Below are 14,044 nucleotides of genomic sequence, written 5' to 3'. Positions count from 1 at the left end.
ATTCTTTCATTTTATGTGATCCAAAAACTGATCTCTCACGTAATCCACTGCATGAAACAAAACGCAATCATACCTCCTGTTTCCTCGCGAGTAGAGGTGCCTTGTCAAGACACACCCCCTTTCTTGACAGGGCATCTCTCTTCAGGTCATCATGATACGAGAGATGATTTAATCAGTCGCAAGGTGATCCCTATTACCCCTCTGGATAATAATTCGGTCGTTAGCTTCGAAGAGTTGGCCCGCTGTGTAGCTGAAAACAAAGATAAAACTGCTTTTGCAGAGCTGTTTTCTCATTTCGCTCCGCGCTTGAAATCATATCTTCTAAAGCATGGTCTCCCAGACACAGTAGCAGAAGAAATCTCTCAAGAAGCTATGATTACGTTTTGGCAAAAAGCTGCGCTTTTCAATCCAACAAAGGCTAAGTTTTCCACGTGGATATTCCGTGTAGCCCGGAACCGCATGATAGATTTAAAGCGCAAGAAAAAGTATCCTGAAGTAAATGCCGATGATCATATGGCTCATCTAGTAGCTACAGATCGCACTGATAAGCCACTTGAAGTGGCTCAAGATGTAAACCTGATTGGCAAGGCACTTGTAAATTTAAATGCAGCGCAGAGACAGGTGATTGAACTTTCCTTCTTTGAAGAACTTTCACACTCTCAAATATCTGAGCGTTTATCTATTCCTCTGGGTACTGTTAAATCAAGAATAAGAATGGCGTTTAACACGCTTCGTAGAGAGTTAGGAGATAGGTAATGAACGCTCATGGCCTTATTTCAGATGAATGGTTGGTTTCTTATGCGGCAGGCGCCTTACCTGATGCACATGCCCTTATAGTAGCTTCGCATGCTCATTATCACCCAGCTCTCCAAAAAAGGATAGATATCGCTGAGGAGATAGGTGGTGAAATCATTTGCTCTGGTGACAAAGCAGATATTTCTCCAACTCTGCTAGAAGATACAATGGCAAAACTGGAGAGCTTCCCCGAAGCAATCAACAATCTCCAAATGCGTTCGAAAAAAAATACCGACACTGATTTGCCAGAATGCCTACGAGATTATCTTGATGATAATCTGGACGATTTAAAATGGCGCATTATGGGTCCCGGCATGAAACAGGTAAAACTGGCCACAGGTCCAAAAGGGGAAAAACTATGGCTGCTGAGAGCCAGAGGCGGTACAAAAATCCCTCAGCATGATCATAATGGTTTAGAACTAACTCTTATTCTAAGAGGTAGCTATAATGTAGATGGGCACGATTTCATGCCCGGAGATCTTGAAATAGCAGACCAAGATATTCGTGATCACCAACCGATGATCAATGAAGGTGAGGACTGTATCTGTCTTGTTGTAACAGAAGCGCCTATCCGTATCCAAAGCCTTATGGGTCGGATGATGCAGCCTTTTATCGGACTATAACCACACCCTTTCATAGACTGATCAAGTTCCCTAAAGGTTGACAATTCCTATTTATACAATTTATTGTACAATAAATTGTATAAATAGGAACCAAGATGACGTTAAGAAATTACATAGACAGTCACGCTCTACAGCGAGCTTTCATTGCCAATCAATTAAATCGGTTGGCTGACCTAATTTCCGATCAAGGCGAGGTCATACTTGAAGACGCTGGAATAGTCTTTCCTGCTAGAGCTACTTCCACTGTACTGCTAATTGGTGAGCGTGGAGGCATGTCAGCTGCTGACATAGGAAATATACTTGAGCAACCGCACCAACTGGTTACACAGCGTATCGAACTACTAATAAAACTCAATATTGCTGAAAGGGTAAATGACCCCAGCGACGGCAGGCGCAAGGTCATACAACTTACTTCCAAAGGGCAGGATCAATTCCGTAAACTACAAATATTCCTAAAAGATGCGGAACAACTTTTTACAACCCTATTTCAGGAACTCGGATACGACCTGACATCAATCGCTCAGGAAACAACCGACGCTCTAAATAAATCTTCGCTCCGCGACCGAATGCGCTCTATTCGCAACTCCGGTTAACGCGAACCAGCAAACAAAAATATATCCATCAGGGAAATAATCATGACAGCATCTACTCAAACTAATCAACAGATATGGACAGCGCTACGTGACTGTATTTTCATTATCGGTACGCTTCTTGTGGTGAAATCTCTCCTTCTAGAAATTGAGCCTCTTTGGAGTTACGCGGGTCCTATATCTCTCCTCTTTACTCTAGGCATTGCTACATGGTGTTTAAAGCAATCGAATGTTTCGTGGTCCCTCAATGGAAACGACGAAGTCATTAGCTGGAAACGCCTAGCTACGCTCACCGTAATCGCTCTTGTAGTAACAATCGCAGTAGGTATTCTCGCACAATCTCTCGCCGTAAGTTTCATTGGAACACCTAGTGAAGCAATACAAGCTATTGATGAAAGATTTCAGGGCCGGTTTGCAAACCTACCAGGGAACTTTCCAGTATATCTTTTCTGGTTGATAACCGCATGGGTTATCGGTGGTCTTACTGAAGAAATACTATTCAGAAAAATACTGTTTGTACGTTTTGAAATGTTATTTTCAAAAATTCCGGCCACGACTTTTTTAGCAATTTCCGCACAAGCTATGCTGTTCGGACAGCAGCATTATTACTACCAAGGTGCAGCGGGTTGGGTGGCAACTGGTGTAATTGGCTTTATATCTGGCCTGCTGTATCTCGTTTTTAAAAGAAACTTATGGCCGCTCATTTTATCTCACGGCATCAGCAACTCAATTGGCCTTACTTTGCTCTATTTCGGTGTAACAGGCTAATCTTAAGCTAAACAGTTTTGTTATAACTTAACATTTTATCTGTTTAGGTGAACGGTTTACCGCACTTCGCTTGTACAATCATGCCCGATCCGCCGAAATCCCTCTGACAGCGAACTTATTGTTCTAAATCAGGGGGATTATAATGAAAAAGATCGCGATAGCAGCTTTACTGCTTTTGCCGCCGCTCACGTATGCAGGAGCAGACGAAACCACGCCTTACGCAATGCCTAGAACACAAGTTGTTCCCATTACTGCTGGCAATTCCCAAAAACAGTATGAACTCTATATTAAACTACCGGAAAACTATGAGGAAACCCACGATAAACAATACCCGGTAATCTACACAACAGATGCTGTTTGGCATATGGATTTACTGTCTGGCACCACCGAATACCTGATGCCTGATGTAATTTTGGTTGGCATTTCATGGCAACAAAACGCAGGTGACTCTGTAGCCCACCAGAGCAGGTTCAGAGATTACACCCTTTATCCATCAAGCGACCCTGAACGACAGGCCAAAAACAACTATGGTCAGGGAGAAGCACACCTTTCACTCATACGGAAAAATGTCATCCCTTATGTGGAAGGTACATACCGGACGGCTGAAGGACAAAGAGCTTACTTGGGGTATTCCCTGGGCGGGGCATTTGGCGCTTATATGCTTTTTGCAGCACCTGATACCTTCAACCACTATATTCTCGGCAGCCCAGCCCTTGGGCAGCGTAGTTTGAAGATCATTGACGAGATAGCTACTCAAAAGGTTTCAGATAAAGCAAAAATAGACGCAAATGTATTTGTTTCCATTGGCGAACTGGAAGAGGCAGACAGTATATCCACTACCAAAGAACTGGTGTCGGTTTTAAATCGCAGTGGCAATAACGGCATACGCCTCACTGGCCTTGAAATCATCAAAGCTTCAAATCACGGCACTGCTGTGCCGGAAACTTTTACGCGCAGCATAAAATGGCTGTCAGAGCTCACGAACAAATAGCTTCCCGAATAAAGAGAAAATCAGATGAAATATCTATCAGCCTCTACGGCACTGCTACTCATGTCTTTCGCGGTGAACGCAAGTAATCCTGATGAAAACAAGCCTACCCTTGAAGGCCCTTACCTGGGGCAGACACCGCCCAGTTTAACACCAAAAACCTTTGCACCGGGTATTATTTCCACGGAAGGCTGGGAATACGGCGTTGTATTCGCGCCAAACATGAAGGAACTATATTGGGTACGTGAAGTGAATGCTGACACAGACCCCAAGCAAGAGTTTGTTGTTTACGAACAGCTAAACAACAAATGGCATGAACGCGTTATATCGCCAAGAAGCGGTACGCCTACCCTATCTACTGATGGCAACACCATGTTTTTCGGGCGGAGTTATAAAGAGCGCATCGGAGATAATTGGTCTGACGCCAAACGTTTAGGTCCTGATTTCGAAGATATCCGCATTATGCGAGTTACCGCCTCCGACGCAGGCACTATTGCAATAGATGAAGCCACGAGAGAAGGCGACGGCATGCTTCGTTATTCACGGATTATCGACGGCAAGCGTGAGGCACCAATTCCCTTCCCGAAGGAAATCAACACAGGCCAGTGGAATGCACACCCATTTATTGCGTCTGATGAAAGCTACGTTATCTGGGATGGACAGAGAAATAACGCCGAGCGCAACGCTGATCTGTTCATCAGCTTCAAGCAAGAAGACGGATTATGGGGTGAAGCAATCAAATTCGGCGAGGAAATTAACACAGGTTCTTCTGAGTTCGCTGCTCAAGTAACACCCGATGGGAAATACCTGTTTTTCAATCGCAATGTGGGCCCTGATAACACAGATACTTTCTGGGTTGATGCCAAGGTAATCGAAAAACTAAGGCCGAAAAAATAGAATTGTTACGAGAGCATAACGAGCACCTTCGAAGCTCATCAGGCCTTATCATAAACTTTCAAAAGCAGGATAGTTAAATGACCATCAATTCGCACGTTAAACGTATATTGGCTGTCGCTCTATTAAGCAGCTTCAGTAGCTTTGCAGTAATAGCTGATGACCAAAACAGAAACTCAGCAGAGGCTAGCCCGGCTGAAGCCAATCTCTCATTCAGAGATATACCTCTCCTTGAAAAAGCCTTCATAAACACATCTCCTGCCCTGAGGGACGACAGTTTTCCCGTTGGAAAATTAACCATTGATGCTGAGAAGAAAGCTGCTCTGATACAGTTTGCCAAAGAACTGGGCGAAAGCACATACGGCAACTACGACAGTTTGCTTATCACCCATAAAGACAAGTTGGTTTTTGAAAGCTACTTTCGCCGCGGACGTATAAATCTTACTCACGGTCAGGCATCAGCTACTAAAGGATACACAAGCCTGATCCTCGGGCGCGCTATGCAACTCGGGTATCTGACTATGGCAGATTTGGACAAGCCTCTCATCAGTTTCCTAAAGAATGTGGACCGTACAAAGCTGACGGAAGGTGCTGAAAAAATTACGCTTCATAAAGCACTCACCATGCATGGAGGGCTGAGTATAAATCGCGAAGAATGGACTGAAACCGAGAAAACTCCTGAGCCGCTTCAGGGCCAAGGTCTCGTGCAGTCCCTTTTAGAACACAGCGCTCCAATCACAAAAGACACTCAGGTTTATAATTACGGTAATTTCAATCCGATGTTGGTGATGTCGGTCATTGATGCAGTTGTGCCGGGTTCAGCACAAGAATTCATTAAAACCGAAGTTCTCGATAAATTAGGCATTAAGAACTACCAATGGAAGGATCACATCAGTGGTTTGCCTGAAGCAGGCTGGCGCGTAAGCATGGCATCACGGGACATGTTAAAATTCGGCAGTATTATGCTTAACGATGGTAAATTGAACCAAGAACAATTTATTCCGGCACAGTATTTAGAGAAAGCAACGAGCGGCCTTGTGAAACCAACCGAGGACTGGATACCAGATACCTATCGCTACGGATACTTTTTCTACCAAACCCCTCTTACAGTCGAAGGGAAAAGTTACAACGCCACCTTCGCCTGGGGCGGTGGTGGACAGCGTATCATCGTAATTGATGAGCTTGATCTCACCATCGTGATCACAGGCCATGATAGAGAAGATCAAATCATGGCTCAGATAGAAAATATCGTTGTTCCCGCATTTATTAAATAAGGAAGAGATCATGAAATTATTGTTCACAGCAACTCTCCTCATGGCTTCAACAGCGGCGATCGCAAACAGCAGCAGTGCGGGAGATGAAGTATCCAAACTGAAAGGCCCATACCTCGGGCAAACACCGCCAGGTTCCACAGCTAAGCCCTTTGCACCCGGTATTGTTAATACGGAAAAGTGGGGAGATGCTGGTAGCTTTTCACCTGATATGAATGAGTTTTATGTCGGCCGCTGGCGACATACCAATAAAGCACCTGAGCCAGTAAATGTTACATTTAAACGCGTAGGCAATGGCTGGAAAATGGTAGTCGTACCCAAAGATGTGCAGAGACCTTTCCACTCTCCAGATGGCAAAACGTTACATTATGATGCCAAATACCAAGAGCGCACGGCAAACGGTTGGTCAGGAATGAAAAGCCTGGGCCCAGCCTTTGAAGAAATTCAAATCATGGGTTTAACAGCTTCCCGAAAGGGAACCTTGGTTCTTGATGAAAGAGGCAGCAGTGAAGGCGATGGCATACTCCGCTATTCAAGGCGCGCCAACGGAAAATGGGAAGATCCAAAGCCTCTACCTAAAACAATCAACACCGGTACATGGAATGCACACCCATTCATTGCACCTGACGAGAGCTATATAATGTGGGACGGCGAAAGGGAAAGCGGCTTCGGAAGCAGCGATCTTTATATAAGTTTCCGAGAAAAGGACGGCTCCTGGGGCAAAGCTATTAATTTGGGGGGAACAGTAAACACTGAAGCCGAAGAAGGTGGTCCGCGCATCACACCTGATGGAAAATATCTTTTCTTTAACCGAATGGTATTGCGCACAGATGGCAGCGGTGAACGTCAATCCGATCTATATTGGATTGATGCTTCATTCATCAAAGATTTAAAGCCCGTGGAATAGTGCTCATTCTAAGTATCAGCTAAAAACTGGCTTCCTTAATGGGGGTCAGCACTTCTTTCAAAATATGTGTTACACTGTATCTTTATAGCTTTCCGGCTATGTGCAATCATTGTCCCGCTTAAATCATTGATAATTCTTTTAATGCGCTATGTCGTATATCTACTTTTGGTATGGCTTGTCTTCAACTTGGTGTTCTTTAGATAGAAAACACCCTAATCTGAACCGTAGGGTACATGAAGCCCGAACAGATCACTTTCTGTAAATTTAATCATGCAATGCCGACAGATAGTTTGCCTTTAGCGCACCAACTTCTATGGTTTATCTAGAATATTTCAAACAAAGAAAAAACGGGGTGAGACGCATGAATTATAAAAAGGCCTTAATGGGTCTGTTAACGGTAACTGCCATCAGCACAAGCGCACTGGCAGATAGCCATACGCTCTATAGAGAACCAACGGTTAGCAAAGACCATATCGTGTTTTCCTATGCTGGAGATTTGTGGCGCGTTAACCGCACAGGCGGTGAAGCAGAACGGCTCACAACTGGTGTTGGCATTGAAAGCACACCGTTTTTCTCTCCTGATGGTTCCAAAGTAGCCTTTACAGGCGAATACGACGGCAACACCGATGTATATGTGATTGATACTAATGGGGGCACACCTAAGCGGTTAACATATCACCCTGGTGCCGATGTTATTCGTGGCTGGTCACGCGACGGTAAAGATGTGCTTTTCAGCTCAGGCAGAAATAGCTACGCCAATTTTGTTAGGCTGTTCACTGTATCAGCAGAGAATGTCGAGCTACCGGCACAACTACCGCTACCAAGTGCAGAAAAAGGCTCTTTCTCACCAAATTCAGACTATCTCGCTTATGAGCCACTCAGCCAGTGGCAACAAGCATGGAAACGCTATCGCGGCGGCCAGCAAGATAAAATCTGGATTGCTAAATTAGCAGACTCTTCCACCGAAAAAGTACCAAGTGAAGCAAGCGTTGACAAAAACCCTATGTGGGTAGGTGACAAGGTATATTTCATCTCTGACCGAGATAGCAAACTGGGTGATTTCAGGCTGTTTGTTTACGATACAAAGCGTAAATCCGTTAAACAGGCCCTTACCCAAAAGGGGATGGATATCAAATCTGCCAGCGTGGGCCCTGACGGCATCATTGCTTTTGAACAGTTTGGTACCATCCATTTATTCGATACAAAAACAGGCAAAGCAAGCAAGGTTGATATCACGCTAAACGCTGATGTTACCGCAGTGCGCCCACGATATACGAATGTTGGTAATCGCATAGCAAACGCCCATATTTCACCGTCTGGTAAACGGGCTGTTTTTGAAGCACGCGGTGAAATATTAACGGTGCCTGAGAAAAAAGGCGACGTACGGAACATAACCCGCACCACAGGTGCGATGGAACGCGATCCCGCTTGGTCCCCTGATGGGCAATCAATTGCTTACTTATCTGAAGCAACAGGTGAATATGCCCTTCATATCCGTGATCAAAAAGGTGAGAAAGACGAGCGTATCATCAAGCTTCCGCCTATGTTCTACCGTTCTCCTATCTGGTCACCTGACAGTAAAAAAATAACATTGACTGATCACGGGAATATCCTTTGGTATGTCGATATATCTGCGGATGCGCCTGAGGCTGTGAAAGTAGATAAAAATATTATCTCCAGCTCTGATACAATGGCGCCTAGCTGGGCACCGGAAAGCGACTGGATCACATATTCCAAACAATTACCGAACCTTCTACGGGCGATTTTTGTCTATTCGCTTGATAGTGGGGAAACACACCAGATTACTGACGGTATGTCGGATGCACGCCACCCAACGTTTGATAAAAACGGTAAGTATCTTTACTTCACAGCCAGCACCAATATTGGTGAAACAATCAGCTTTGCTGATATGTCTGGCCTTGGTCGCCAAACAACACGGTCGGTTTACGCGGCAGTACTATCAAAAGATACTAAATCACCATTGACTGCCGAAAGTGATGATGAGCCAGCCGTAAAGAAAGAAGAAAAACCGAAGGCTGAAAAATCTGCAGATAAGGGCGATGAAAAAGAGGCTGACAAACCAAAAGAAAAGCCCAAAAAGGCTTTAAAAATTGATCTGGAAGACATTCAAAACCGCATTATTGCCCTGCCCGCAGCTGATACAACATGGGTTGGCTTAGTCTCTGGTGCAAAAGGTGAGGTATTTGCGCTTGAATCCAATACAGGCAGAGCTGGCCCACCTACACTTTCTCTCTATAAATTTGATGGAAAAAGCAAAAAGTTCAGCAAGGTTACAGGTGGCCTTACATCGTTTGATGTATCAAGCAACGGTAAAAAGGCACTTGTTCGCCGAGGTAGATCAAATTGGAGTATTGTCGCAACAGCCGCCCTTGCAAAACCAGGGAAACCTATCAAAACATCGCAAATGGAAGTGTTTGTTGAGCCAGAAGTTGAATGGAAACAAATGTTCCATGAAGTTTGGCGCGGCGAAAGAGACTTCTTCTATGATAAAAACCTGCATGGCCTAGATCTGGATTGGGCTGTATCTACTTACAAACCGTATTTAGATAATGTGCGCCATAGAAGTGATTTAAGCTATCTATTCACAGAGATGCTGGGCCAACTTACCATCGGCCATATGTTTATTGGTGGTGGTGATCAGGTTCGAGCAGCCCGTGTCGCTGGCGGACTTCTCGGTGCTGACTATGAAATTGAAAATGGCAGGTACCGTATCACCAAAATTTATAACGGCGAAAACTGGTCACCTCGTCTGGTGGCACCACTGAATGAACCAGGCCTCAATGTAAAAGTTGGCGATTATATTCTGGCTGTTAATGGCCGTGACCTCACATCTGAGCAAAATATCTTCCACGCTTTTGAAGCAACAAGCGGCAAGCAAACCCGCGTTAAAATCAGCCCGAATCCCGATGGCACTGATGCGCGTGAAATCACGGTAAAACCAATTAACAATGAAAGAGGCATCAGAAACATAGATTGGGTGGAAGGAAACCGTAGAAAAGTTGGCGAACTCAGTGGCGGCAAGCTTGCTTATATATATATGCCAAACACCGCAGGGCCGGGTTTTAGAAGCTTTAACCGCTATTTCTATGCGCAAACCGATAAAAAAGGCGCGGTTTTAGATGAACGCTTCAATGGTGGTGGCTTGCTCGCTGATTATGTAACCCAAGTATTCAAAAAAGAACGGCTCGCAAACATGTTCTACCGTCATGGTGATATCAATGTTCCAGTGCCTGCTGGCGCTATATACGGCCCAAAGGCCATGATCATCAATGAGATGGCTGGTTCAGGTGGAGATGCCATGCCGTGGTTCTTCAAGAAGAGTGGTGCGGGTAAGCTATTTGGCAAACGTACCTGGGGCGGGCTTGTCGCTGCACAAGGCCTTCCTCCTTTGATGGACGGTGGTACCGTTAGAGCGCCGGACTTTGCAATCTTCGGTAACGAGGGCGAATGGGAAATAGAAAACTATGGAACTGGCCCTGATGTAGAAGTTGAATGGGATCCTGCTTTATGGCGTAAAGGTCGAGACCCACAGCTTGAGGCTACTGTTGAGTATCTCCTCAGCGAGCTTAAGAAAAATCCAGCCAAAGAGCCTAAAACACCTCAATTCCCAAATTACTTTGGCAAGTAAATAGGAAACATTCACTTAAGCAGGGCTAAAAACGGCCCTGCTTATGCCGACTTCATACTAAAATTCCCTCAACAGCTACGGTATATAACTATTAAGAGCCTGATAATATTTAAGATTATTCTGGCCTCGTGAGGCCTTGTCTTCCGTCGCCGTTTAGCTTCGTTCTTTGTGATGAACGTTCATACCATCATTTGCTATCGCTTGTGCTGGTGCTTTGGGCCAGCAGTTTTTTTTGCCTGAACGGGTGGGATTTATTTGGTTCCCCTCGTAGAGACAGCTTCCTTAGGACTATGTCCTTTCTCGTCGTAACGAAGTTTAAGAGCCGCCCACCTAATGATGAACGGCCCTTAAATTTGCCTTGTGAGCATGAACTACCGCTTACAGGCGCCACACATTGTACTGCTGCCTTGCGAGTTGAACCCATAGAGTTAAAGCAGCTCAATCGTCAGATCAAAAGTAGCAAACACAACGTCTCCCACCTCCCCAACAGTACCATCTGCTCTGGTAAAGGTTGTGGTGTTCAATATTGCACCGGTAGCAATAGACGTATCAAGCACCTCACCCGTTGGTGTACCGGTAAGATCAATTGATGTAATACCTAATTCAGTCAAACCAGAGAGTTCATCTGCCTCACCAATGCCGTCATCATTAAGATCCTGGAAGACAAGGAATTCATCAAACTGATCATCGCTGCTGTCGAGAATACCGTCTCCATTAGTATCAAAGGCACGGAGCCCCTCCAGATCTGTTTCAGCTCCTGGCAAGTCATCAATGAAGGAAATTTCAGCTCCTCTATCAATGATACCGTTACCATCTCGGTCAAGCGCAAGTAAGCCGTCATCCGGGCCAACAAAGCCTGTAAGCTCCAGCTCACCATCACCGTCTACATCGAATGAATGATTATCTATAAGTTCAATACCGTCTCCATCGAGATCAAGAACAATAGGGAAAAAACCACCGTCAAAAATCTCGCCCTGAACCTGGAAGTCAATACTTCCATCAAAGGAACCACCATTTCCATCTGAAACTGTATATTCAATACTATAGAAGCCAGCAGTTACTGGTTCACCTGATGCCCTGATGACAGCGGAGTCATCATCAAGCTGAACAAAAGTAAATGACGTATTGGTTTCGGAAGGAGTGGTAAAAACATTATTAAGTGTGAACAGTAGAAAATCACCATCCAGATCATTCGCGTCAATTCTGGCAATCGTCACGTCACTAACTGTGCGACCTCCCCTCAAAGCCTCGGTCGTCACATCAAGGTTTACGAGTGTCGGTGCATTATTTGGTAACTCTGTATTAAAGCCTTGGTTATGAGCATCACCAACACCTCCATTACCAGCCCTATCAGTAAAGCTACCGTTAGCGACCGACACGCTGATAACACCTGAAGCATCCACTGGGGGTGTCACAACAACGCTAGCCCCATCAAAACCACTTGTCGCTCCTCCAGATACAGATACATCATTCGAAGCAAACCCAAACTCTTGCTCGTTGAAGCTAAAGGTAAAGGTTACGGAGCCATCTGCTATACCGGATATACTATCGTCTATCGTCACCACTGGTGCGACCGTATCGACTGTCACCGTAATAGAGCCTGAACTTGTAGATAGCCCGTTATCACTGGCAACAGCTCTGATCTGGTGATCAATACCATTGATGTTATTCCCGGTCAGCCCACTACTAGTGAGGTTAATCGAACCATTTGCAACATCCCCTAAGGTCAACGCCCGACTAGCAAGCACGGTACTTCCTTCTCTCAGTTCAATCACGGTACCAACTTCCTGGCCTGATACATTGATACTAAAAGTAGGAGTAGCATCGTTAGTGATGTTATCGCTGGAACTAACCCCTCTGTCTGAAGAAGCGAGCAAATCAGGTGTTCCAGGTGCAGGCGGCGGTAGAATAGGTTCATCCACACCAGCAATCGTCACGTTAATGGTTTGCTGGGTTCCATCAACTGATCTTACGCTAATAGAGTCGGTGAGGCTTTCACCGCTATCCAGGTTCTGGATAGCAGATTGACCATTGCTGGCTGCATAACTCCAGTTACCAGCAGCATCAAGACTAAGGCTACCATATGTTCCCGAGAATGTACCCAGTGTAAAGCTTTCTTCATTGTCTCCATCTATATCTGAAATAGTCAGTTGTCCACCGGTCTCCAGAAGGCCATCACCATCAGGATCACTATCTTCAGTGACCTCTCCCGTCTGGTCTCCACTAATAATAGCGGCATCATTAACGCCAGTAACCCTGATAGACAGTGTAGCCTGATCAACACCACCACGCCCATCACTCACTTGGTAAGTGAAACTCACCGTAGCAGTTGCCCCATGGCTAAACTGTTGAAGATCATTTCCTGGATCAAAAGTGAAACTGCCATCATTAGCAATATTTAGGCTTCCAACAGATGCCCCACCTACAAGCGAATAGATTAGAGGGTCTCCATCTGGATCCGAGGCACTTAGATTACCACTAACTGCACCATCTTCATCGGTTGCAACCGACACATTGTTTGCCGTGGGATTTTGGTTCGGGTCATCTACACCCGCAATTGTTACTGAGATATCCTGCTGTGTTCCATCAACTGAGCTTACGGCAATGATATCTGTAAGACTTTCCCCGTCATCCAAGTTCTGGATAGTAGATTGGGCATTATTAGCCACATAGATCCAGTTACCTGCAGCATCAAGGCTTAACTCGCCATATGCTCCCGAGAATGTACCCGACACAAAGCTTTCTTCAGCCGTTCCATCTACATCAGAAACAGTAAGCTGGCCGCTGACCTCAAGAAGACCGTCACTATCAGGATCATCATCCTCTGTCACTGCTCCCGTCTGGTCTCCACCAATAACAGCGACATCATTAAACCCGTTCACTGTGATAGTCACAGTTGATGTTTCGTCAGCCCCACCATTGGCAATTACCGTATCAACTACAACTGTGATACTTTCATCGGCAGCAAGCTCACCTGCTGGCGTGAAACTCACAGTACCATCAGCATCAAAACTGAGTGTTCCTTGTGATGGGTCCTGAAGAGTAGCTGAGGAAAGCGTTGTTGTACCAGAGAAGGTATCATTATCCAGAACATTCACACTCACGGCTGTATTCTCATCAGTCGTCGCAGTATCCTCAACAGCATCAGTCACTGATGTAACATCTATCGTTGCTTCACCGGTTACTGTACCGCCGTTACCATCTTCCACGGTAAAAGTGAGGTCAATATCATCCCCGTGAAAATCTGCGGACGGTGTATATGTAAAAGTACCATCGCCATTATCGGTAATACTGCCAAAGGCCGGATCAATTGACACTGATGTCACGGAAAGATCGTCGCCATCAGGGTCTGTCACCCCAGCTATGAAAACGTCGGGAGTCAGGACTATCGATGTATCTTCTTCCGTAGAATCCAGATTCAACGGAATACCAGTATTAATGATTTCAGGAGCAGCGTTAAACGACAACACTCTTAGCTGTATATCAAAGCCATTACCATCACCTGTATCTGACTGATAACTAACAACAACATCACCGGCAACATTAACATCTGCATCAA

At 45.3% G+C, this 14,044-nt stretch carries 10 protein-coding genes; 9 read left to right on the top strand and 1 reads right to left on the bottom strand.

What is annotated here, in order from left to right:
• Positions 1-51 precede the first annotated feature (51 nt).
• The 9 genes from MF542_RS15595 (at position 52) to MF542_RS15555 (ending at position 10,485) form a co-directional block, all read left to right on the top strand.
• Positions 52-756: a sigma-70 family RNA polymerase sigma factor gene (locus tag MF542_RS15595; protein WP_247021145.1), complete on the top strand. Its 705-nt coding sequence runs from the start codon at positions 52-54 to the stop codon at positions 754-756.
• Positions 756-1,418 carry a ChrR family anti-sigma-E factor gene (locus MF542_RS15590; RefSeq protein ID WP_247021143.1) on the top strand — a complete coding sequence of 221 codons (663 nt, stop codon included), beginning with the start codon at positions 756-758 and terminating at the stop codon, positions 1,416-1,418. Before MF542_RS15595 ends, MF542_RS15590 begins: the two co-directional genes overlap by 1 nt.
• A 95-nt stretch (positions 1,419-1,513) precedes the next feature.
• Entirely contained in the window at positions 1,514-2,011 is a 498-nt protein-coding gene (locus MF542_RS17845) for a MarR family winged helix-turn-helix transcriptional regulator (protein ID WP_343264946.1), read from the top strand.
• 42 nt (positions 2,012-2,053) lie between these two features.
• Positions 2,054-2,776: a CPBP family intramembrane glutamic endopeptidase gene (locus MF542_RS15580; protein WP_247021139.1), complete on the top strand. Its 723-nt coding sequence runs from the start codon at positions 2,054-2,056 to the stop codon at positions 2,774-2,776.
• Positions 2,777-2,918: 142 nt separating this feature from the next.
• Positions 2,919-3,767: an alpha/beta hydrolase gene (locus MF542_RS15575; protein WP_247021137.1), complete on the top strand. Its 849-nt coding sequence runs from the start codon at positions 2,919-2,921 to the stop codon at positions 3,765-3,767.
• 24 nt (positions 3,768-3,791) lie between these two features.
• Positions 3,792-4,661 (top strand): hypothetical protein, encoded by an 870-nt coding sequence (locus MF542_RS15570; protein ID WP_247021135.1) that lies wholly within the window; start codon positions 3,792-3,794, stop codon positions 4,659-4,661.
• A gap of 77 nt (positions 4,662-4,738) precedes the next feature.
• On the top strand, positions 4,739-5,932 hold the full coding sequence (locus MF542_RS15565) for a serine hydrolase domain-containing protein (RefSeq protein WP_247021133.1): 1,194 nt from the start codon (positions 4,739-4,741) through the stop codon (positions 5,930-5,932).
• Positions 5,933-5,942: 10 nt separating this feature from the next.
• The gene (locus MF542_RS15560; protein WP_247021132.1) at positions 5,943-6,836 is read left to right on the top strand and encodes a TolB-like translocation protein; all 894 of its coding nucleotides are present in this window, start codon (positions 5,943-5,945) and stop codon (positions 6,834-6,836) included.
• A gap of 361 nt (positions 6,837-7,197) precedes the next feature.
• On the top strand, positions 7,198-10,485 hold the full coding sequence (locus tag MF542_RS15555; RefSeq protein ID WP_247021130.1) for a S41 family peptidase: 3,288 nt from the start codon (positions 7,198-7,200) through the stop codon (positions 10,483-10,485).
• A gap of 428 nt (positions 10,486-10,913) precedes the next feature.
• On the opposite strand, the gene MF542_RS15550 is transcribed toward MF542_RS15555, so the two are convergent.
• Positions 10,914-14,044 (bottom strand): VCBS domain-containing protein (locus MF542_RS15550; RefSeq protein WP_247021128.1); only part of this gene is annotated, 3,131 nt, incomplete at its 5' end.

Origin of the sequence: Kordiimonas laminariae (assembly GCF_023008165.1) — a bacterium.
Lineage (GTDB): Bacteria > Pseudomonadota > Alphaproteobacteria > Sphingomonadales > Kordiimonadaceae > Kordiimonas > Kordiimonas laminariae.
The sequence above is the reverse complement of the archived record's forward strand: the minus strand, read 5'-3'. Positions and strand labels throughout refer to the sequence as shown.